General features: G+C 70.1%; 12 protein-coding genes. 4 read left to right on the top strand and 8 right to left on the bottom strand.

All coding sequences use genetic code 11. The annotated features are described in order from the left end of the window. Positions 1-4: 4 nt before the first annotated feature. The 4 genes from ABGB21_RS11420 to ABGB21_RS11435 all read right to left on the bottom strand — a co-directional run bounded on the left by ABGB21_RS11420 (position 5) and on the right by ABGB21_RS11435 (position 5992). Positions 5-2293 carry a hypothetical protein gene (locus ABGB21_RS11420; RefSeq protein ID WP_347677643.1) on the bottom strand — a complete coding sequence of 763 codons (2289 nt, stop codon included), beginning with the start codon at positions 2291-2293 and terminating at the stop codon, positions 5-7. Beyond that, positions 2290-3456: a glycosyltransferase family 2 protein gene (locus tag ABGB21_RS11425; protein WP_347677645.1), complete on the bottom strand. Its 1167-nt coding sequence runs from the start codon at positions 3454-3456 to the stop codon at positions 2290-2292. The genes ABGB21_RS11420 and ABGB21_RS11425 overlap by 4 nt, the downstream gene beginning before the upstream one ends. Positions 3457-3551: 95 nt before the next feature. Beyond that, positions 3552-5282 carry a glycoside hydrolase family 3 protein gene (locus ABGB21_RS11430; protein WP_347677647.1) on the bottom strand — a complete coding sequence of 577 codons (1731 nt, stop codon included), beginning with the start codon at positions 5280-5282 and terminating at the stop codon, positions 3552-3554. A gap of 218 nt (positions 5283-5500) precedes the next feature. Beyond that, positions 5501-5992, bottom strand: a complete 492-nt coding sequence (locus ABGB21_RS11435; protein WP_347658359.1) for a DUF3145 domain-containing protein — start codon at positions 5990-5992, stop codon at positions 5501-5503. Positions 5993-6340: 348 nt separating this feature from the next. Here ABGB21_RS11435 and ABGB21_RS11440 point away from each other — a divergent pair, with 348 nt between their 5' ends. The 3 genes from ABGB21_RS11440 to ABGB21_RS11450 all read left to right on the top strand — a co-directional run bounded on the left by ABGB21_RS11440 (position 6341) and on the right by ABGB21_RS11450 (position 10009). After that, positions 6341-6670: a hypothetical protein gene (locus tag ABGB21_RS11440; protein WP_347658360.1), complete on the top strand. Its 330-nt coding sequence runs from the start codon at positions 6341-6343 to the stop codon at positions 6668-6670. Positions 6671-6864: 194 nt separating this feature from the next. Next, positions 6865-7806, top strand: a complete 942-nt coding sequence (locus ABGB21_RS11445) for an alpha/beta hydrolase (protein ID WP_347677650.1) — start codon at positions 6865-6867, stop codon at positions 7804-7806. A gap of 88 nt (positions 7807-7894) precedes the next feature. Continuing rightward, on the top strand, positions 7895-10009 hold the full coding sequence (locus ABGB21_RS11450) for an AAA family ATPase (RefSeq protein ID WP_347677652.1): 2115 nt from the start codon (positions 7895-7897) through the stop codon (positions 10007-10009). Between the two features lie 171 nt (positions 10010-10180). Here ABGB21_RS11450 and ABGB21_RS11455 read toward each other — a convergent pair whose 3' ends face one another. Beyond that, positions 10181-10804 carry a hypothetical protein gene (locus ABGB21_RS11455; RefSeq protein ID WP_347677654.1) on the bottom strand — a complete coding sequence of 208 codons (624 nt, stop codon included), beginning with the start codon at positions 10802-10804 and terminating at the stop codon, positions 10181-10183. Positions 10805-11154: 350 nt separating this feature from the next. On the opposite strand from ABGB21_RS11455, the gene lepB reads away from it, so the two are divergent. After that, positions 11155-11649 (top strand): signal peptidase I, encoded by a 495-nt coding sequence (lepB, locus tag ABGB21_RS11460; RefSeq protein WP_347677656.1) that lies wholly within the window; start codon positions 11155-11157, stop codon positions 11647-11649. 68 nt (positions 11650-11717) lie between these two features. On the opposite strand, the gene ABGB21_RS11465 is transcribed toward lepB, so the two are convergent. From ABGB21_RS11465 to ABGB21_RS11475, 3 genes are all read right to left on the bottom strand, one after another. Beyond that, entirely contained in the window at positions 11718-12302 is a 585-nt protein-coding gene (locus tag ABGB21_RS11465; RefSeq protein WP_347677658.1) for a hypothetical protein, read from the bottom strand. Between the two features lie 31 nt (positions 12303-12333). After that, positions 12334-20946 carry a DNRLRE domain-containing protein gene (locus ABGB21_RS11470; RefSeq protein ID WP_347677660.1) on the bottom strand — a complete coding sequence of 2871 codons (8613 nt, stop codon included), beginning with the start codon at positions 20944-20946 and terminating at the stop codon, positions 12334-12336. A gap of 220 nt (positions 20947-21166) precedes the next feature. Beyond that, positions 21167-23065 carry a BTAD domain-containing putative transcriptional regulator gene (locus ABGB21_RS11475; protein ID WP_347657624.1) on the bottom strand — a complete coding sequence of 633 codons (1899 nt, stop codon included), beginning with the start codon at positions 23063-23065 and terminating at the stop codon, positions 21167-21169. Between the last annotated feature and the right edge of the window lie 48 nt (positions 23066-23113).

A 23113-nucleotide genomic window follows, 5' to 3' on the forward strand; every position in this document is an offset into this window, starting at 1 on the left:
CCGGTCAGCGGAGCTGGTAGACCGCCATCCGGCCGTTGTCGTAGCGGAGCGCGGCGAGTCGACGCAGTTCCAGCGACTCCCGGCCGACCTGCCGGTCCACCACCAGCCAGCGGACGTCGTACCGGTCGCGCAGTTCGCGCAGTCCGGCCTCGGTCGGCGCGCTGATCGCGGCATCGTTGCGGCGCAGCAGCTCCTGGTCCCAGAACGGGGTGTACGCGCCGAGCGCCGCCACCCGGGGCGCGAAGCTCCAGCCCTCGACCAGCACCCGACGTTCGGCGTAGGCGCTGAGCCAGAACGAGCGGGCGTCACACCAGCCGTTGGTGACGACGAGGCAGTGCGCGTTCGTCGCCAGTACGTCACCCGGGGCGCTGTGCTCCCGGGTCCACCGGGCCGCGTCGACCCGCGACTTCGGCAGTGGCACGTTCGTGTACGCGCCGCCGTTCGGGGAACGGGCCGACTTTGCCATGTCCATCACCAGCCCGGGTGCGCCGACGACCAGGACCGCGGTGAGCAGCAGCAGCCCGCCCCGGCCCCGCAGGGCGGCGATGCCCTGGGTCGCCGGACGCCACACGCCGACCGCGAGCACCATCAGCAGCGCCAGTCCGCCGGCCCACCAGAGCAGCGGGCGAAGCGAGTCGAACAGCGACGTGTTCGGTGGCGGGGTGGCGTACCGGAGCTGGAACAGCACCAGCACGGTCGCGAAGCCGAGGGCGGCGAGCCCGACCGTCCAGCGGGCCCGGGACGTCAGCCGGGCCCGGTCGGCGACCAGGACGTATCCCCACGCGGAGAGGACCACGGCGAAGCTGAAGCCGGCCCGGGTGAAGTACTGCTGGGCGCCGCCGGGCTGGTCGAGGACCAGGAAGAGCGCCGGTCCGGCGAGGGTGCCGCCGAGCAGGAACCACTGCACCGGTTCGAGGCGTCCCCGACGCCGCAGCAGCAGCGGTACGACGCCGGCCACCCGCAGCTGCATGTTGACCAGAAAGGCGCCGAGCACGGCGGCCACGGCGAGCGGGCCGGCCCAGCCCGGCCGGTCCGACGGAATCGTCCAGTACGGTTCCAGGCCGCCGAACGGCGCGGCCTTGATGCCGTACGCCTGGAAGCGGTAGAGCACGGCGGTGGCGAAGAGTTGTGCGGTGCCGGTGAGCAGGCCGGCGACGACCACCGCCCACGGGATGCGTCGGGTCGTGACGAGCAGCGCGACCGCGGTCACCGCGAGGGCGAGCCCGACGACCGGCAGGGAGCTGGCCTTCGCCCCGCTGGAGGCGAGCATCAGCAGCGCGGCGAGGACCACCGCCCCGGCCCGGGGCAGTGGTGGGACCGGTCGGTCGGCACGCCGGTCGACCACGTCGGCGAGTACGGCGACCAGCGCGATCAGCAGCACCCAGCTGTAGATCATCGACATGCCGTGCCAGATCACGAAGGAGGCCTGGGTGCCGAACGGCATGTTCACCGGGTCGGTGAAGTTGGTTTCGCCGATGACGAAGAAGAGCACCGCGGCGATCGCGCCGACGTACGGCCGCCCGCTGACCCGCCAGCCGAGCACGGCGGTGAGGACGATCGCCGCCGCGCAGAGCGCCGGGATGGCCAGCCGTAGTGCCACCACCGGCAGGTCGATCTGCCCGATCAGGCTGGTGGCGGCCATGTGCGCGTAGCCGAACCAGTGGTAGTCGAGCGGTTCGGCGGCGACCTGCGGCACGTGCAGCGGGAACTGGTGCTTCGCCTCGCCGGCCAGGGAGAGCTGGTAGGCCAGGTCGAGGTACTGCCGGGTCCCGTCGGAGGTGGGCAGCACGGGGTTGCGTTGCAGGAAGGTGACCGACAGGTAGGTGGTGAAGAATCCGACCGCGCCGGCGACCGTCCAGGACCAGCCGACCGGGGCCCGGCTCGGATAGTCCCGGACCAGCCAGTGTCGACGCAGGCCCGGTACGCCGAGGAAGAGTCCGACCACCATCGTCGGCCAGAGCCACAGCCAGCCGCCGACGTCGAGCGCCGCGAAGACCGCCCAGGCCGGCAGTTCGAGGACCAGCCCGACGGCGGCCCCCATCGTGATGTCCTCGACCAGGGTGTGCGGGCGGCGCCGCAGCGCCCGGTAGACCAGGGTGCCGGGCAGGATCAGTGCCCAGAGCAGGTAGCCCGCGTACCGGAGCAGGTCGAGCGGGCTGGTGTCGGCCGCGAGCAGCGCCACCGCGACGTAGCCGACCGCCGCGCCGAGCGGGGCCCAGCGGCGCAGCGCGGGCGGGACGAGGGGCGGCGCGGGCCGGGTCGGGCGGGCGACCTCCCGGAGGGTCGCGGTCATCCCCCCGTCCTCGTGCCGGCCCGACCACGCCGGGGCGGTGCGGCGCCGTCGTGGGTGGCCGACGTGGCACCCCCACCGGTACGGGCCGCCGGTGCGCCGAACGACTCCTCCAGCGGTTCGTTCACCGGCTCGGCGGACGGCACCCGCTCGACCGCATCCACCGGTTCGGCAATCGCCACCGGCTCGACCGACGGCACCGGGTCTGCCGACGCCACCGGCTCGGGCAGGTCAGCGGTGTCGGAGCTGACGAAGTAGGCCGGCCGTCCCTGCACCGCGGCGTAGATCCGGCCGACGTACTCGCCGAGCAGCCCGAGACAGAGCAGTTGCACCGCGCCGAGGAAGAGGATCGCCACGTAGAGCGAGGCCCACCCGGCCACGGTCGAGTCGCGTAGGTAGGCGACGAACGCGAAGACCACCATCAGCGCGCAGAGCAGCATGCCGCCGACCCCGAGCCAGGTCGCCACCCGCAGCGGTACCGCCGAGAAACTGGTGATGCTGTCGGTGGCCAGCCGGACCATCCGGGACAGCGAGTACTTCGTGCTGCCGGCCGCCCGCTGCTCGCGGACGTACGGCACCTCGGCGCTGGGGAAACCCAGCCACGGCACCACCAGCCGGAGCACCAGGCGGCGTTCCGGCAGCTCGCGCAGCGCCTCCACGGTGGCCCGGCTGAGCAGCCGGAAGTCACCGGCCTGGGCGGGCACGGTGTTGCCGACCAGCCGGCGCACCAGCCGGTAATAGAGGCCGGCGGTGGACCGCTTGAAGGTCGAGTCGGTGGAACGGTCGCTGCGCACGCCGTAGACGATGTCCAACGCCCGCTCCCGGGCCAGGGTCAGCATCTCGACCAGGACCTCGGGCGGATCCTGCAGGTCGGCGTCGATGCTGGCGACGTAGCCGCCCCGGGCCCGGAACAGGCCGGCGGTCAGGGCCGCCTGGTGCCCGCTGTTGCGCCGCAGCCGGACGACCCGCAGCTGCGGCCAACTCCGACGCAGGCCGGCGAGGACAACCGGGGTGGCGTCGGTGCTGCCGTCGTCGACGGCGACCACCTCGTACGGTTCGTCGAGGCCGTCGAGGACCGGGCGGAGCCGCCGGGCCAGCAGCGGCAGCACACTCTCCTCGTTGAAGATCGGCACGACCACGGAGAGGCTCGGAGTCCGGCTAGTCACCGCCCGTGACACCCCCCGTTTGATTGACCTTGCCCCTCGGCCTGCGGAACGCTACCAGCAGCGTCGGTGACCGAGGTCACCAGCGGCGACACCGGTCAACCCGCCGGGCAGGTGGACCGGGGTAGCCCGGACACCGGCACCGGTGAGCGTCCGGTCGGTTTCGCCTTTCCGGCGAGCACCTCCGCCAGCGCCGTCATCGACGCGGCCGTCGACGAGTACGTCGCCAGCAGCACCTTGGACCGGGCCTGCCCGAGCAGGTACGGGGTGTCCATCCCGACGGTAACCGCGGCGTCGCCGCGCAGGTCGCCGACGCCGTCGCCGTACCCGACCAGGTGCACCACCGCGCCGCCGGAGGGGACCACCTCGACCCCGGCCCGGGTCAGCGCCTCGGTCAGCAGGTTCCGGGTGCGCTCCCGCCCGCCGGAGGAGGTCACCGTCACCGGCCCGGTCACCGCTGCCGCCGTACAACTGCCGCGCAGCACGGTCACCGCGGCGGCCGCCACCTGACGGGCCGCCTCCTGGTGTTCCGGGCTGTTCAGCGTGCCCAGCTCCGGCGCGGTACGACCGGCGAGCCGGAACTTCAGGGTCAGCACCCGGGTCACCGCCTCCACCAGTCGCTCCCGGCGCAGCGAGCCGTCCCGCAGGGCGGCCAGCAGACCGTCGTACGCCTCGGTCACGTTCGACGGCATCAGCACGAGGTCGTTGCCGGCGTTGATCGCCCGGACCACCGCCTTGCCGGTCGGCTGGTCGGTGACGGCGGCCATGTTCATCGCGTCCGTGACCAGTACCCCGGTGAAGCCGAGCTCGCCCCGGAGCACGTCGGTGAGGAGTTTGCGGGAGAAGGTCGCCGGCACCCCCGGATCCATCGCCTGCACGTCGAGGTGGCCGCTCATCACCATCCAGGCCCCGGCGTCGATGCCGGCGGAGAACGGCGGCAGCGCGTTCGCCCGCAGTTTCTGCTCGTCCTGGCGGACCACCGGCAGTCCCTGGTGCGAGTCGGCCGCGGTCTGGCCGTGTCCGGGGAAGTGTTTGAGGGTCGCGGCGACCCCGGCCCCCTGCAGGCCCCGGACCGCCGCGCCGACCTGGGCCGCCGCCGCCTTCGGATCCGAGCCGTACGACCGGGAGCCGATCACGGTGCTCCGGCCGTCGGAGAGTACGTCGGCGCTCGGCGCGAAGTCGACGTTGACCCCGAGCGCGGCGAGTTCGCTGCCGGCGGCCCGCCAGGCCGTCTCGGTGAGCGGCGGCTCGCCGGCCGCGCCGAGCGCCATCGCGCTGGGCAGGTTGGTCACGCCGGCGGAGATCCGGGTCACCACACCGAACTCCTGGTCGATCCCGACCAGCATCGGCACGGCACCGGCGGCGAGTGTGCCGGCCGCCTCCTGCAGCCCTCCGGTCAGCTTCCGTACCTGCTCGGGGCTGTCGACGTTGGTGGTCGGCTGGTTGCGGCCGGTCGGGTCGTCGGCGGAGAACCCGACCAGGATCAGCCCACCCAACCGGTACTTGGCGACCATCTCGGCGGGGGTGTCCACCCCGGCCAGCTTCTGGTTGCCGGCCGCCGACCCGGCGGAGACCCGGGTCGCCGAGTCGCCGTACGCGTAGGGCATCAGGACCTGGCCGACCAGGTCCTCGTCGCCGAGCCGGGCGACCAGTTCGGCGGCCCGGGCCGCCGGGTCGGCGGCCGGCGGCGTGCCCGGCGGCGCCGGGGTCGACGACGCGGAGGGGCCGGGCCCGGCGGTGCGGCCGGCCGGGCCGGCGCAGGCGGTGGAGACGAGCAGGGCGGTCACGGTGGCGAGTACGAGCGGAAGCTGTCGGAGGGGATTCGACACGTCGGCTATCCCATCAGGCCGCCATCGGGCGGGCAACTCGACCGCCGACCCGTTGCCGAGGGGGCGGGCCACCGGTCGGACCGTGGATCACCCGGCCGACGCGGGCGGGCACATCCGACACAGAAGAGACATACTGCTCAGAACCGGGCTGAATCGCGCCGGACCGGGACGCACCGACCGACCGCGGGCCGCCCCGGTCGCGGCCCGGGCGGCGGAGGTCAACCGACCCGGGTCAGCAGCGTCACCGGCGCGCCGTCCCCGGCAAAGCGGTAGGGCTCGAGTTCGGCGTCCCAGGCGGTGCCCATCGCCTTGTCGAGCGCGTGCGCCAGCGCCTCGGGGGCCCGCGCCGAGGCCATGATCGACCGAAGCCGGTCCTCGCCGATCTGGATGTCGCCGGCGGCCCCGGTGGTGGCCCGGAAAAGCCCTCGACCGGGCACGTACATGAACCGCTCGCCGTCGACCCCCGGACTCGGTTCCTCGGTGATCTCGAAGCGGATCATCGGCCACTGTCTCAGCGCAGCAGCCAGTTCGGCACCCGTCCCGGGCCGGCCGGACCACCCGCACTCCGCCCGACGCGCGCCGGGATCGACGGGCTGGGCTGTCCAGTGCAGGGTGACCGGCGCGGTCAGGACGCGCGCGATCGCCCACTCGACGTGCTGACACACGGCGAGTGGGGTCGAGTGGACGTATACGACGCCACGCGTTGGCACGGTGACCTCCCGGAGAGCGAGGTGCGTCTTCCCCTACGACCTCGGATCACCGACGCGGACCACCGCGCAATGCTGAGACACATGATGACGGTTGTGACGGATGGTACGCCAGGGATTCGGAAAACTGCCCCGGGGGAATAGCCGTACCGGCGTAGGTAGTTGGACCCCACGTCAGCGGCGGTAGCCGACCAGCCAACACCGCTGTCGTGTAAAATTTGCCGGGCGGCGTCCACTGATGGCGGAGCCGGCCAGCACGACATGAATCCGGCGGGTGGGCTCGCAGCCCGGTCCGCCAACTGTCCCCTCGGACTTTCCCGTCCTCCCGTACGTCATGCAAGGAGTACCTCCGTGGCGAGCAACACCTCCAAGACCGCGCGCGCATCCGTCCGGGCCGGGCAAGCAGGGCAAGGTGGCGCCCTGAGCGTGCTCGGCGAGTTCAAGTACCTGATCCCGCTGAACGGCGGCAAGCACGCCTACGTGCGGAACCTGCTCAACGGCAAGACCACGCACCTGCGCACCGACTCCGACGCCTTCGTCGAGGAGATCCGGGCGCTGGCCGGCGCCGGGCACGCCGTCAAGATCCGCGCCGAGCTGACCAACCTGGCCGCCGCGTACCCGAGCGACGGGTGGGACCGCTGCGAGAAGCGGCTCGTCGAGGCCGGCGTCTTCGAGGCCTGAGCACCCTTCCGGGCGCTCGTGGCCCGGACGCCCGCTCACCGCACGTACCTCCGGTAACGCCCCCGGCACGACTCCGTGCCGGGGGCGTTCGCCGTGCCCGTCGGGCGGCCCGCTCCGGGGCGGCGTGGTTCCGGGTTCAGCGCCCCGGCGGTACGGGTAATCCCCCGTGCACCCCGACCCGATGCGAGGTGACCATGCCCAACCCCGTCGTGGTTTCCCTGCCGGACGGCGTACGACTGCACGCCGAGAGCTGCGGCCCCGAGGACGCGCCGCTCACCGTGCTGCTGCTGCACGGCTGGACCCTCGACCGGCGGATCTGGCACCGCCAGGTGACCGCGTTACGGGACACCTTCGGCGACGCCGTCCGGGTGATCAGCTACGACGCCCGGGGCCACGGCCGGTCCGGTCCGACCACGCTGCGTACCGCGACCCTCGCCCAGCTCGGCGACGACCTCGCCGAGGTGGTGTCCCAGCTGGTCCCGCACGGCCGGGTGGTGCTGGTCGGCCACTCGATGGGCGGGATGACCGTGATGGAGTACGCCCACCGCCACGCCGACGACTTCGCCCACCGGGTCGCCGGTCTGGTCCTCGTCTCCACCACCGCAGAGGGACACACCCACACCGGCTACGGGGTGGCACCGCAACTCGCCCGGCTGATCCGGGTCGCGGAGACCGCCGGCGCCGGCCTGCTGGCCCGGTGCGGCGGCTGGCGTACCCCCCGCCCCCTGCTGGAACTGCTCCGCCCCACCCTGCGCTGGCTGCTCTTCGGCGACGTCTGCGACCCGGCCGACATCCGGCTCACCACCGCCGCGGTGGCCCGTGCCTCGCTCGTCTCGATCGGCGGGTTCCGCCCGTCCATCGGGGCACAGCGCCGGCTGGAGACCCTCGCGGCACTGACCGGGATGCCGGTCGCGGTCCTGGTCGGCGACCGGGACCGGCTCACCCCGCCACCGTGCGCACGCGCGATCGTCGAGGCGCTGCCGTCGACCGACCTGACCGTCTGCCCCGGTGCCGGTCACATGCTGATGCTGGAACGCGCCGAGGTCGTCGCCACCGCCCTGCTCGCGGTGACCGAACGGGCCGGCGCCGCCGACGCGGTGGTCGGTGGGCGAGCGGGCGGGGCGTACCCTCGCTAGCTGGCACTCACGCCGGGGGGAGGTGCCGGGTCCGGCCTGCCGGGACCGGACACCCCGGCCGGACCTCGATCTCCCGGGAGCATGCGCGTTGACCGACCAGACCACCCTGCGGCAGGAGATCGAGGCCGAGCAACGGCACCTCGACCGGGTGTACGCCCGGCTGGCGCAGCTGCGCCGCTCCGCCGCCCGGGCGGAACGGGAGGGGTACCAGATCGCCCGGGTCGGCAACTTCGGTGCGCTTGTCGAACGCGACGCGATGGTCTTCCACGCCGCCCGGCGGCGGCACACCCTCGACGCCGAACACGAGGGCCTGGTCTTCGGCCGGCTCGACCTGCGGACCGGCCAGGTGCTGCACGTCGGCCGGCTCGGCGTCCGAGGTGAGCGCTCCGAACCCCTGGTGATCGACTGGCGGGCCCCGGCCGCCGCCGCGTTCTACCAGGCCACCGCGGCGGATCCGCAGGGTGTCGTACGCCGTCGGATGATCTCGTCGAGCGGCGAGCGGGTGACCCGGATCGAGGACGACCTGCTCGACCCGGCGGCGGCCCCGCCCGGGATGCGGGTGGTCGGCGACGGCGCCCTGCTCGCCACGCTCTCCCGGACCACCGGGCGCGGCATGCGGGACATCGTCGCGACCATCCAGCGGGAACAGGACGAGGCGATCCGCTCCCCCGCCGGTGGGGTCACCATCGTCTCCGGCGGTCCGGGCACCGGCAAGACCGCCGTCGCCCTGCACCGGGCCGCCTACCTGCTCTACTCCGACCGCAACCGGTTCGCCGGCGGCGGTGTCCTGGTGGTCGGGCCGTCCGCCGTTTTTGTCGACTACATCGCCTCGGTACTCCCCTCCCTCGGCGAGAACGCCGCCACGCTGCACTCGCTCGGCTCCCTCGTCGACGGGGTGACGGCCACCCGTACCGATCCGGGCCCGGTCGCGGCCGTGAAGGGCTCGCTGCGGATGCGCAAGGTGCTGCAACGGGCGGTCCGCGACCAGGTACCGGACGCCCCCGACGAACTGCGGCTGCTCTACCGGGGCGAACTGCTCCGGCTCACCGGCACCGAACTGGAACGGATCCGGCAGCGGGCGCTGCCGCCGGGCGCCCGGCGCAACGAGGTACGCCGGGCCGGCTTCGACGGGATCTTCGACGCGCTCTGGGCCCAGGCCCGGGAACTGCGGGTCGGTCGGCTGCCGGAGCAGCGGGCCTTCGAGGACGAGATCGCCGAACGGCCCGAGTTCCGGGACTTCCTCCGCGCCTGGTGGCCCCGGCTGCACCCGACCCACGTGCTGGCCTGGCTGACCCGGCCGGACCGGCTCCGCCGGTACGCCGCCGGGATCCTCTCGAACGCCGAGATCCGGCTGCTGGCCGGGGCGCACCGGACGCTGCCGGTCGACGGGCCGAGCATCGCCGACGTGGCGCTCCTCGACGAACTCGACGAACTGCTCGGCCGACCGCCGCGGCCGGCCGCCAAGCGGCGTGACCCGTTCCACGTGGCCGGTGGGATCCGCGAGGTGACGACGTACGCCGACCGGCAGCGGGCCGCCCGGGCGAACCGGGACGCCGAACGGTCCGCCGACTACCGCGAGTACGCACACGTGGTGGTCGACGAGTCGCAGGACGTCTCGCCGATGCAGTGGCGGATGCTGGGCCGGCGGGGCCGGCTCGCCTCCTGGACGGTGGTCGGCGACCCGGCCCAGACCGCCTGGACGGGTGACCCGGCCGAGTTGGCCCGGGCCCGGGACAAGGCGCTCGGCCGCCGCCCCCGGCACGAGTACACCCTGACCACCAACTACCGGAACTCGGCGGAGATCTTCGCGGTGGCCGCCTCGGTGATCCGGGAGATCTCCCCCGACCTGCCGCTGCCGGTCGCGGTGCGGCGGACCGGGGTGGAACCGGTACGGCTCACCGTGCCCGCCGCCGACCTGCCGGACGCGGTCCGGGAGGCGACCGCCAAACTCCTCACCGAGGTCGAGGGCACGGTCGGGGTGATCACCCCCGTCCCGCGTCGCGACGAGGTGGCCGGCTGGCTCGACGCCGACCCGCGTCTGCAGGTCGTCGACAGCCTCCAGGCCAAGGGCATGGAGTACGACGGCGTCCTGCTGGTCGGATCCGACGAGATCCGGGCCGACTCCCCGGCCGGGGTACGGACCCTCTACGTCGCGCTCTCCCGGGCCACCCAGCGCCTCGTCACCCTCGACCCGGCCGCCTGACGGGCGGTGTCCGCGCAACCGGCCGGCTTCGGAGGTGCGACGTGCGCCTCAACGACGAAACCACCATCAAGGTGACCGACGGTGACGGGGACGGGTCTCCAAGGCGCTGGCAGCTGTTCAGGTAGAGATGAGACCCGGCCGTCATCGGCCGGGCCTCGTCTCGTGGCCGTGCTATCCGTAGTTGTACATGCCGGCGAAGGGGTCGGGCTCGCCGGTCCACGGGTCCACCCCGGACCGCAACCGGCGCAGGTACTCCGTCCGGGTCAGGAAGGTGGCGCCGCCGCGGCCGAAGAGTCCGACGTCACCCAGCGGACAGGTGGGGAACTCCCCTTCGAGGTGGCCGACGAGAAACTCGACCATGCCGCAGTCGTAGCGGCGCCAGATGCTCTCGCCGCGGTTGTAGAGCAGCACCGGCCATTGCTCGGGGTCCGGATCGGATGCGTCCCAGCACAGGTGGTCGCCGCTGCTGTCCACGCCCCACATGATCAGCCGTGGGGTCGTGCCCTCGAGGTCACGCTCCTTACGCGACTCCTGCCACAGGACCCGGGCGAACGCCGTACCGGCACGCATGTCGGCGTCATCCCCGTCGGGTGGTTCGACCCAGGGCTCCGGTGTGCCGATCACCAGGTAGTCCTCGATCATTCCCGCTCCGTAGACCGCCATGAAGCGCTGGTACGCGGCCGGAAAAGGTCTACCCCAGGAATCGGTGATCTCGTCCCAGTCGACCGCCGTGTCGCTCTCCGTCACGGGCGGCATGAGGCGCAACAGCGCCTCCAACTCCGCCGGTTCAGGCATCACGTCTCCTCAGCTCGGCGATCAATCCATGGCCCCAGTTGGTACGACCAGGGCCTGGCTCAACACCCACCAGAGCACGACCCGCCAATGTCATCCCGCTCAATGCCCCGATCCGCAGACCAGGTGACCTTTGCCTTCGAGAAGGTGTTCCGGATGTACCCGGGCAAGATCGCCCCTCGGACTCTTCTGCGGGTGTTCGCCTGCCTCGCACGGCGTCTGATTATCCGATCCTTCATATCAGTCCGGTTCCACGATCTCGGGCCATAGGCCCCGCGTCGATCTGTAGTCCCGCTTCCGAAACCCGACAGGCAGGCATGGATTGCGGCAGGCAGGGCTGGCATGATCCAGACGTGCGGAGGACCCTCGTCCTGATCGGACTCGTAGCCTCGTTGACTGCCTGCGCCTCGTGCAGCGTTGGCACCCAGAACGAGCGCTACCGGATAAGTTCCCCCTCGATGGAGCCGACGATCGCGGAGGGTTCGACCGTCACCGCCGAGGTGGTGAAGCCCGGCGCGTACCAACCGCGCACCGGTGACGTCGTGGTGTTCGAAGTACCGGACACCTGGAGACCCGCCGAGCAGGAGCCGCCACGGATCTACCGAGTGGTGGCGGTGCCCGGCGACACCGTCAGCTGCTGCGACGATCAGGACCGGATCATCCGTAACGGCACGCCGCAGGACGAGCCCTACATCAGGACAGGGGACGGCCTGCCGCCGGACTTCCAGGCCGTCACCGTGCCGCCGGGAACGGTCTACCTCCTCGGCGACAACCGAGGCGTAGCCAACGACTCCTCGCAGAACGGGCCACTGCCGACAGCAAACGTGATCGGCGTCGTCAAGCTCTGAGCAGGAAGGCATCACGATCCGACGCCAACGGCCGGCCCGAAGGGGGCCGGCCGTTGGCGGTACGTACGTCAGCTCTCGCGGTTCGGGCTGGTGTAAGCCTCCCACTCCTCAGGACTCGGCGGCCACGGCGCCCAGTACGGCAGGTAGAAGGCCCGTCGCGGGGGATCCGCGACCGTGAAGGGTTTGAACTCCGGGTCCGCGAGCATCCGGTAGACGAACTCGGTCGTCGACATGTCGAACCGGTGCCACGGCTCGCCGCCCTCCTTCCGGGCGACCACCGGCCACCGGTCCGAATCCACGGAACTGCCAGCGAGCCAGAAATACTCCCCCTCGGTTACGTCGGAACCCCACTGAATCAGTCCCGACCCCTTGTCAGGCGCATAGACCCCATAGGGGGCGAACATTTCAGCGAAAATCGCATTCTCGCCTTCCCGCTGCCTGTCCCTGGCCCAGGTACGAAGCAGTGGGCGTTCGTCGTGCTCGTCCGTCAGCCGCATCAGGCTCAGATACCCCGAGAACGACCCCGGCACGAACCGCCGGGTCAACTCCTTGAAGTCGGCAGGCAGCGCGACGCCGAGTTCCGTCTCCACCTGCTCCCATCCGGAACCCTCGGGATCGTGGCGCCAGCCGGTCACCTCGATGATCCGGTCCACCCAACTCATCTTGTTCCTCTGCCTTCGAAAGTCACGGCACATTTAGGACGACGGTGTCGACGATCACCTGGCCGCTGGCTGTCCAAGCCTTCATCGTGATGCTATCGGGGATCGGGTTGCTACCCGTGTAGTTGGGTATCGACATGTAGAACACTGTGTTGTTCTCGGTAGCAGCCGCGATCTGGCTCTCGTATCCTTGCATGACCCTTCGGTTGGCGTCGGGATACATTGGCACCAGATTGCGAAGGTCGTACCCGCTGCCACCGAGCTGGCGACCGAGCAGATGGCCTCGGTCGAGGCCCTTCCTGCTGCCCTTCGGGAAGGTGTCCGCGAAGCCCGGCTTGTCTGAAGGCCAGGGCGCGGGCGAGCCGATGATCATAGTGTCAGGAATGCCCGGCTTCTGTAGGTTCCCATTCTGGTCGACGTAGTTGAATCCGGTGTGGCTGAGGCACGCCATGGCTCCCCTCGCCCTACCGTGGGCGTCGAGTGGCAGATAGTAGGTCCAGTTCTGCCCGCCCTCGTCACAGTCGTGCCGCGTTCTGGGGACGGCCACATCGCCCGGATTCCACTCGACCTGCCGTTCGGGAGTGGTGAGCAGGCCCAGTTCGTAGTTGGGCTTGTCGCCGACCGGGCTTTCGCTCTGGGTGCTCCCCGCAGGTTTGGCATCCAGGAAGATGTCGGCGAAAATCCGGATGAAGGTCAGGGCCGGGTTGCCCCGCGACTTCGTGATGCTCTTGCCGACCCCCTTAACGGCGTCGACGATGTCGTCGATGATTCCGAGGTGGCCATCGATCTCGACGCTGCTGATCGGGTTGCCACCGCCGAAGGCGTACCGGTTGGCGTTCCAGGGGTCGAAGCCGAGGTTCAGGTCGGACAACGCGCCGTTGTAACTGTCGCGAGACAGGAACCGGTTCAGGTCCGGACTGTAGTCACGGAAGCCCATGTCGTAGTCGCCGGACGCCTGGTCCCAGCGCTTCCCGTTGAAGCGGTAGGCGTTGTACGGCTCCTTCGTCGGGTCCGCCGCGTCCGGCTTGTCGATACCGGTGAACTCGGCCTCGTTGTTCTTGCCGTACGCCGTGTAGCCGTACGTGGCCTTGGTGTCACCGGTCTCGTCGGTCAACTGCTCGACGTCGGTGTGCGGGTTGTACCCGTAGTAGGCATCCTCCTCGGTCCCGTCGTCCTTGTGCGTGACCTGGGACAGCCGTTCTCCCCACGGGGAGTGCTGGTACGACTTCGCGAGCTTGCCGGCGACCTCCTCGTCCAGCACCTCGGTGGAGAGCCCGAGGTAGTTGAACGTGGTGGTCTTCTCCTCGGCACCGCCGGCGTCCGTGGTCTTGGTGGTCGTCCGGTCCAGCGGGTCGAAGGTGTATTTCGTGACCGACGTACCTGTGGAATTCTTCGTCCGCTTCTCGACCGTGTGGTCGAAGCCGTCGTAGACGTTGCGTTCGATCACGGTGCCGGCGGACGTGACCGTGTCCAACCGACCGAACGGGTCGTAGTTGTACGACGACTTCACCCCGCCGGTCTCCGCCGTGAGGAGACGGTTCCGGTCGTAGTTGTACGCCGTCGTGGTGCCGCTGACGGTCTGGCTGATGACGTTGTTGTTGGCGTCGTGGACGTAGCTCTCGGTGCCCGGCGTGTCACCGGCCTTGGTCACCGACACCAGCCGGTCACGTGGGTCGTACGTGTGCTCGGTGGTGTTGAAGATGTAGGCGGACGCATTGTCCGCGCGCATTTTCTTGTTGACGTCCCTGGTGCGGTTGCCGTTCAGGTCGTAGTACATGGAGTGCTCGGAGACGACCACCCCGTTCGGCTTCTTCTCGACCTGATATTTGAGCTTACCGTCGAGGTAGTACGAGTAATCGACGGTGTTGCCGTTGCCCTTGGTCTCCCTCAGCTTCTCGCCGCGGTCGGTGTACGTGTACCTGGTCACCTTCGCGTCCGGGTCGCCGTCGAACTTCCCGTTGGTGACCGTCGACACCAGATCCCGCGGGTCGTATCCGTACGCGGCGTACTGCTTGTCGTGCTCGACCGTCAACGGCGCGCCGTTCTCGTTGTACTCGAACGACGTGGTGTTCTTTACGGTCCCGTCCAGGAACTCCTCGACCTTTTCGACCTGGTTGAGTCCGTTGTAGGTGACCGCGTACTCGTCCACCCGGGAGCCGGGGCTGGCGTCGCTGATCGTGGTCAGGTTGCCGTTCGGGTCGTACTCGTAGCGGTAGTCCTGCTTTTCGTCGTCCGCCTCGCCGGCGTTGTTCCGGACCAGCTTGACCGCGTCGGCGACGACCGTCCCGCCAGCCTGGTCGGACAGCGACACCTTGTGGCTGTTACCTTCGGCGAAGCTGTACGAGCCGAGGCTGACCCAGGCGCCAGCGTTGACGGTCTGGTTGACCGTCCGCGCCGCGTCACCACCGCCGTGGCTGACCGTGTACTTCGCGTTCGTGGCCGCACCCGGCACCGTCGGATAGCGGGCGAAGACCTCGTACGTGCCCGGCTGCGGCACGTTCAACTGCCAGGTGAAGGTGTTCGCGCCGGTCCCCGCCGGCCGGGTGACGTAGTTCGTGCCGTACTTGTTGCCGGCCGTGGTGGCCGCGGTCCAGGTGCCGACGGCGGTGGTGTTGTGGAAATCGGAATTGTCGACCAGCACCACCTGCTTGCCGACCGGCACGCCGTCGTCCGCCCGGGACCTCAGCTTGCCGTCCGGGTAGTAAGTCCAGGTCATCGTGCGGTTCGCCGACGAGTTCGAAGGGTCCTCACCGGCCGGCGTCAGGGTCCGGCTGGTCTGGGCGCCGAGTTCGTTGTAGTCGTACGAGGTGACGATGCCCCAGGGGTCGCTGCTGGTCTTCGTCCAGCCGTTGTCGAAGTACGTGTAGGTGGTGTTGTTGCGGGTGGACTCCCCTGCCGACGGCGGCGCCGACAGGACCTTGAGCCGGCCCACCTCGTCGTACTCGTAGGTGGTGACGTCCGCCGTCTTGTAGCGCGAGTCCTGCTCGTCGTACGCGGTACGGCTTTCCTTGACCCGGTTCAGCTTGTCGTAGACCTTGACCGTGGTGAAGTCGTCCGGGTCGTCCGTGGTGTCCACACCCCGCGGGCTGATCACCTTGGTCTGGTTGCCGACCTCGTCGTACCGGTACTCCGTGATGCGGTAGGTGATGGTGCCCGCCTCGTTCTTGTGCGGGACCTTCACCCGACTCGGCTTGCCCCGGGGGTCGAGCTCTGCCTCGGTGATGTTGCCGAGCTGGTCGGTGGTGGTGGTGACGAGGCCGTCCCGGTCGTAGGTCTGGCGGGTCGACTTGCCAGCGGCGTCCGTGGTCTTGATGAGCCGGTGCGCCTTGTCGTACTCGCGCAGCGTGGTGTAGTCGAGCGGGTCAGCCGTGGCGTTCTTCCGCCGGTCGACCACCTTCCGGACGTTGCCCACGTTGTCGTACTCGTACGTGATCGTCTCGCCCTTGGCGTTGGTGACGCTGGTGAGCTGGTAGATCTCGTCGTAGCCGTTCGTGGTGGTGTAGTCGCCCTCGTCAGGGGTGAGGTTGCCCTTCGGCTCGGTCACGGTCAGCAGGTGCCCGGCCTTGTCGTAGGTGTAGGAGGTCTTCCGCTCCGGATCACCCGCGACGTTGACCGGGGCCAGCGAGTGCTCGAGCTGGTCGGCCTCGTCGTACGACGCCTTCAGCACGGCACCGTTCGGGGCGTACGACTCGTAGACGTTGTCGTTCTCGTCGTACAACGGAGCGGGTGTCGTGATCCACTCGTCGGCGTCCTGGTTCTTGGCCACCTTCCGCTCGAGCGGACGACCGAAGGTGTCGTACGTCTGGGTGGTGTCGTGGTCCAGCGCGTCGGTGACCTTGAGCACGTTGCCGCGCTCGTCGTAGACGAACTCGGTGGCCCGGGTCTCCGCGTCGGTGATGGTCTGCGGATAGCCGTTCGGGTCGAAGCGGCTGTTGGCCGTGATGTTGCCGTTGGCGTCCGCGACGGTGAGCAGCTGCCCCCAGTCGTCGTAACCGTAGGACGTCCGGTAGTCGGTGGGGTCTGCGGTGGTGTTGCCCATCGGGTCGACAACCCAGGACAGGTCACCGTCGGTCTCGTAGCCGAAGGTCCACTTTCGGCCCTCGGGGCTGGTTTTTTCGATCAGGTCGGCGACGTATCCGTTGAGCTGACGCTGGTAGGTCAGCACCATCCCTGAGGTGCCGTTGGCGACCGCCTCGGCGTCCTTGATCTCGGTCGGATAACCGGTCTTCGGATCGAAGCTCCAGCTCGAGACCGCACCGTTGTCCTCGCGCAACTGGGTGACGTTGTGATCGTCGTCCCAGGTCAGGGTCATCGTCTGGTCTTTTGCGTTGGTGGTCTGGTGTGCCCGGCCGTAGGCGTCCATCAGGTACGTCGTCGCGCGGTTCTCCGCGTCGGTCACCACCGTCTGGACGGTGTCTTCCTGCGGCCCGTCCGGATCGGTGTAGGCGAAGTCGGTCGGGTGGTCGAGCCGGTCGGTGTACGTCTTCGTCCGCCAGTGGAACTTCGGGTCGTCCTGCGGCGGCGAGTAGTACGCCAGCTTGGTGGCGTTGTCCCGGGGATCGGTGACCTTGACCAGCTTGACGTTCTTGTTGCCCTGGGTCATGTCGTAGACGAACTTGAACACCTTCGGGTCGCCGTTGGTCGAGCCGGCGCCGTCGATCAGCTCACCCAGCAGGCCCTTGTCCGTGTACGTGAACGTGAGTTTGCGGCCCGAGATGTCGGTGATCTGCGAGACGTGGTCGATGATGTGCGGGTTGGTCAGGTTCGACGCCGACTCTTTCGTCCAGTTGGTGTCGTCGATGTGGAAGTAGTCGTCACCCTTGGCGTAGTAGTCGATGGTCAGCGTGCGCCGGCCGGTCGGGTCGGTCAGGTACTTGAGGAACTTGGTCGGCTTGTTGTTCGACTTCCGCTCCTCGTACGTGAACAGCAGCTCGTTGAGGTTGTTGTCGACCACCGCCGACAGGTAGCCGTCGCAGTCGTAGAAGAACTTCGTCCGGTCCGGCCGGGTCAGCTGCCAGGCCCGCGACTCCTCCGTCTTGTTGCCGCAGGTCACCAGCCGTTGCAGGTACAGGTGCACGCCCTTCGGGCTCACCCACTGCCCGGCGGTCGGGTCCCAGGTGAACCAGTGACTCGTCCCGTCGCCGTCGGTCAGGGTGACCTTGGTCGGGTTCGGGTTCGGGTGGAATTCCAGCGGCGTGCCCAGCCGCATCAGCGAGGACGCCTGCAACGACCAGCCATACCCGGCGACCGTGTCGGTGGTGTCCAGCGAGTTGTACGCCAGCCGGACGAAGGTCGACAGGCCCCGGGACGGGTTGCTGAACGCGTCGTACGACCACACTGTGTTGCCGGCGTACAGGTTGTTCATCAGGGTGCCGCCGGCGCCGGTGTTCTTCCCGACGTACGAGTAGAACTTCTCCAGCCCGAGCTGGTTCGAGGTCGGCTCCGCCACCGCCACGATCTGGTCCAGCGAATCGATCGGCACCGTGTCCGAGAGCCACTCGGTGGTGCCCTTCTTGTGCAGCTCCCACTTCAGGACGTAGTCGGTGCGTTTGTTCCCCTCGGTGCTCGGCGGCGGCGTCTTCACCTGCGCCGACACCGTTACCGCCTCCCCGGCACCGACGTCCTTGCCGAGCGGGGTCACCGCCTGGTTGGCCGGGTCGTCCAGCGGAATGCCGTCGGCCCGGGCCCACCGGTACGACAACTCCCACTGCGCCGCCGACCAGGTCCCGGTGGTCGGGTTCGACACCGTCACCGGCACCGTGTAGGTGCTGGCCGGCGCCAGCTCCCGTGGCGTCTCCGGGGCGTGGTACGTCTGCGCCGCGGTCGGCGTGATGTAGGTGACCACCAGCTTCGGCCGCAACTGCGGCTCCGCCGCCTCGCTGGACAGGAACAGCGTCCGCTCCGCCGGGCTGGTCTCGTTCGCCAGCCTTACCAGGAAGCCGTGGTTGGTCGTGGTACCGGAGACCCAGCGCTGCACGACGTCCTTGACGTACCAGATCCGCCACGCCGGGTCGTCGGTGTTGCCGGTGACCGTGTCCGGCACCGCCGGGTCGTAGTTCCCGCCCTTGGTCCATGGGACGCCGGTGGCGGCGTTGTCCCAGGAGGCGCTCGCCTCGTCGAACGCCTGGTTGAGCGCGTGCACCTGGTACGTCGCGTTCGCCGGGTTCGGCGTGGTCACCGACCACAGGTCGAACTCGGCCTCCAGCACCTGGGCGTTGTCCGGGATCGAGGACACTCCGGGGAACCGGACGACGCTGCGGGCCGTGCCGTAGGTGCCGGAGTTGTTCCCCACCATCAGCCACGGGTTGCCGGCCAGTACGTCGTGCCCGGTCGACGGCTGGGCCGAGGTCAGCGTGGTGTCCGGGGCCTCGCCCTGGAGCACCTGTACGGTCCGACCCGCCCGGGGCAGCCGGACGATCTGGGTCGGCGCCGGGATCAGCGTGCCGTCCCGGGTCTTCACCGCGACCATGTAGTAGTAGACCTGCCCGAACGGGTCCTCCGAGTCGACCGGGGTCGGCGTCGCGGTGGTGTCGGTGAACGTCGTCGTCCCGTCCGGGACCGGCGCCACCAGGGTCGCCGCCGACGGCGTGTAGGTCTGGAACACCGAGCGGTGCACCTGGTACTCGACGATGTCGCTACCGGCGTAGTCCGACCAGCTCAGCTCCGCCCCGGTGGAATGGATCGTCGTCGGCGACTCCAGGGTCACCCCGGGCCGGCCGTAGTTAACGATCAGCTTGGGGCTGTTCTCGTTCTCGCCGTTGTAGGCGTACTCCGCCGCCTCGTACCGCGGGCCGCCCCGGCCCAGGGTCGCCTCGTCCGCCGCCTTGAGCATGAACCCGTGGTTGGCGGTGCCGGTCAACCAGGACTGCACCACGTTGGTCACCGGGAACCGGTGCCAGACGCTCGACTCGTCGGCCTTCTTCACCGCGCCGGCCTTGGTGAACCGCACCGCGTCGGCGATCACCGCGACCGAGTTGGAGACTCCGGCGTCGCCCAGGATCACCCGGCCGGTGGTGCCGGCGGTGAATCCGAACGTGCCCAGGGTTGCCCAGTGCGCGACCCCCGGCACCTGCTGGTTGACGCTCTTCGGGGTGGTGCCGGCGCTGTGCACGACCTGGTACGGCGCCGCGGTCGACCGGTCCGTCGCCGTTACGTAGTGCGCGTCCACCGTGTACGTTCCGGCTTCCGGCAAGGTCGGGATCCAGGTGAACGTCTCACCGGAGACCGTGTTCTTGTTGTATTTGTACGTGCCGTTGACGGCATACCGGGTGTAGTCGGTGTTACCCGACGCCGGCCAGTCCCCGCCGATCGCCGTCTTCGTGGTGTCCTGGTCATCGACCGTGACCACCGTCGCCGCCCCGGTCCCCATACTCGTGTTGACCGAGTTCCAGTTCACCGTCGACTCGGTCCACGGCGCCGTCACCTGCCGCGCCTCCATCGGCACGTCGTACGCGTTGGTGGTGTGCTCTTGGTCGAAGTACATCTCCAGCGACGCGGAGGCGATGGTGGTGTTCTGCGGGATACCGGTCAGGTCGAACCTGACCAGGCTGCGGGCCCGGGACGACGTCGTGGTCCCCACCGACAGCCGCCAGTTGCCGTCGTAGTTGCCGGTCGGATCGTCCGAGGTGATCATCGCGTCCGCCGACTCCGACGGGGTCGGCTGAATCTTGATCGTCGGGTCGACCGTCACCGGGAAGACCCGGGCCGGGTCGGCCAACCATGCCGGGTCGGCCGAGACCGTCAGCGTCGGCGCCGTCCCCGAGGTGTCCAGCCGCTGGGTGACCCGGTCGCTCCACGCCTTCCCGTACGGCGATTCCGCGTCATCTCGGGAGTCGAACATGAACGGCGCCGGCATCACCAGCAGCACCTGACCGCTGTCCGGGTCCCGGAACTCGATCGCCTGGTCGTCGCGCTGTGACACCGACAACCGCCCCGGGTCCAACCGGAACGTCATCGAGGTGGCCGCCGAGGGGCGGTTCAGAATGATCGACTCCTTCAGCGCCTCTCCCAGCACCTGGTAGGAGACGTCGACCCCGTCGACCAGATCGCGGTAGGTGACCGTGTCACCGTCCACCGTGGGCGTGACCTTACGTCCGGCACCGGCCAGGCCGAGCCGGATCCGCTCACCACCCAACTCGAACCGGACCAGGTCGTCGCTGCGCCCACCGAACCGGCTGGCGAAGGTGTTGCTGGTGTTCGCGTACCCGCCGTCGTCGGCCGGACGGAGGTTCGTGTCGATCGGCAGAAAGCGGCCCGACCCGCCCTGGTAGAACCGGGCCGCCGTCGACACCTCCGCCTGGATCTGCCCGTCGGACATCTCGAAGAACCGCGTCGTCGCCGACCGCCGATCGGTCAACTCGCGAACCCGCTTCGCCGGCTTCACCTCGCGGCCGGCCGGCGCCGCCTGATCCACCGCCAGGCCCGGGCTCACCGGCTCTGGGCGCTCCCGGCGCGGCCCGGCGCCGACCAGACTCCGCGCCACATCACCCAGCCGCGAAAGCCAGCCGCTGTCATCACCGCCGGTACCGGCGGCCCCGGTCCGCGCTGCCTGCCCCGACGGCACGGACTCCACCCCGCCGAGCGTGACCACCAGGGCCAGCACCAGGACGGTGGCCAGCACCCCGCGCAGCTTTCCCATCAGCCCTCACCCTCCGCACCGACGCAGACACGTCGGGCCGACGGTAGAAGCCGGAGATACCTTCGCCGCTATCGCCGACATACTCGCCGGGACGTATCGACCCGATCGCGCCCGCCGGCGCTCGTCGCTCCCGGGCGTGACCAGGTAGGACAGGGCCGGGCACGACACGGCCGGGCAAGGCGGCCCGGTTCCCCGGCCGTACCGGGGGGCGCGCGAAGGCTCAGCCGGCCTGCAGGGTGCGGACGGCGGCGGACCGGATCGAGGGGTCCCGACCGGACCGGGGACGGGGTACCACCGCAGGTTGCGTCACCGGGCCGGATCGCGCCGCCAGCTCCACGGCGTACTCCGCGACGAACGGCAGCAACCGGTACCCGCCCCGCGCCTCGCCCCGGGCCAACTGCGCGTCGACCAGACCCTCCAGTGCCCGCCAGGCCCGGAACGCCGGTACGTCGAGCCGCGCCGCGACCTGCGCCGGCAGCACCGGGGATGGCAGCTCGCCGAGCAGCCGGAACACCTGCCCGGTCAGCTCGTCGGCCGCCCGTACCGCGTGGTAGCCAGCAGCGACACTGTCCCGGACCGACAGATCCCCGTACATCAGCACGTCGAGCCGGTGCCGTTCGTCGGCGAGCTGCTCGGTCAGCAGTGCGACTGCCCACTCGGGTCGGCCGGCGAGCTGCGCCCCGGCCACCCGCAACGCCAGTGGCAGCCCGGCACAGCGCCGGACCAGTTCGGCGGTGGCCTCGGGTTCGGCGTCCAGCCGGGCCGCCCCGACAAGGCTGGCGAGCAGCGCGTACCCCTCGGGCGGGGCCAGCGGCCGCACCGACACATGTCGTACGCCGTCCAGGGTGTGCAGCCGACCCCGGCAGGTGACGATCACCGCGCAGCCCGGTTCGGCCGGCACCAGCGGACGCACCTGGGCGGCATGCTCGGCATCGTCGACGACCAGCAGCACCCGACGCCGGGCCAGCACGGATCGGTACCGGCCGGTCAACTCGTCGAGCCCGTCGAACGGCTCCGCAGCCGGCACGTCGAGCGCCCGGAGCGCTCTCGCCACCACCTCGACGGGCGTAATGGCCGCAGCAGCGGCCTGGTGCCGCCGTAGGTCGATGAAGACCTGGCCGTCGGGAAACTCGGCCGCCGTGAGCCGCGCCACCCGGACCACCAACGCGGACCTTCCGCTGCCGCCAGGACCGGACAGCGCCACGGTGGTGGGCACCCGCCCCGCCCCCCGTACGGCCGTGAGCAGTTCGGCGACCTCGGCGTCCCGGCCGACCAGTTCCACCCCGTCCGGAGGCAGCTCCCGCGGCGCCTCGACTGCCAGGCGAAGCTCCGGCCCACCGAACGTGGTCACGATCCGGTCCCGGGTCAGGTTCAGGCTCGGCGCCCGGTCGAGCACCGCCCGGTGCAGCGCCGACAGCTCCGGACCGGGCGCCACCCCGAGCTGCTCGTCCAGGACCCGCCGAACCTCCTGGTACGCGCCCAGCGCCGCCGCCGCGTCCCCGCTCCGATAGAGAGCGAGCATCAACTGGCCCCAGGCGCGTTCCCGCAACGGATCGTGGTGCAGGTGTTGCCGTAGTACCGGAACGACCTCGAGGTGTTCACCCTGCCGCAGCCGCGCCTCCACCAGATCCTCGACCACGGGCAGACGCTGCTCGTCGAGGCTGGCCAGCCGGGCCTCGACGGCGGTACCACCGGGCAACCCGTCACCGGCCCGGCCCCGCCACAACTGCAGCGCCGAGGTGAGGCAGGACACGGCCAGCTGCGGGTCGTCCGCCGCGAGCGCGTCGCGGCCCGCTTCGGCCAACCGCCGGAACTCGTCGACGTCCAGCTCTCCCGGCGCCAGCCGTAGCCGGTACCCGCCGCGCTCCGCGACGAGGCGGTCGCCGAGGATCTGCCGCAGCGCTGCGGCATGGCTGCGCAGATTGGCGATCGCCGAGCGGGGTGGCGGACCCGCCCAGACCATCTCGGAGAGCCGGCCGAGCGAGACGGAGCGGTTGGCCTCCAGCGCCAGCGCCACGAGCATGACCTGCCGCTTCGCCGCGCCCAGGGCCGCGGGCCGACCGTCACCGTACAGCTGTACCGCGCCGAGCAACCGGACCTCGACCCGCATGCTCAGCATCCCCGCCGAATGGTGATCACTCGCCGACGCTAAGTGACAGTGATCATG

Source organism: Plantactinospora sp. B24E8, assembly GCF_039871735.1.
Taxonomy (GTDB): Bacteria; Actinomycetota; Actinomycetes; order Mycobacteriales; family Micromonosporaceae; genus Plantactinospora.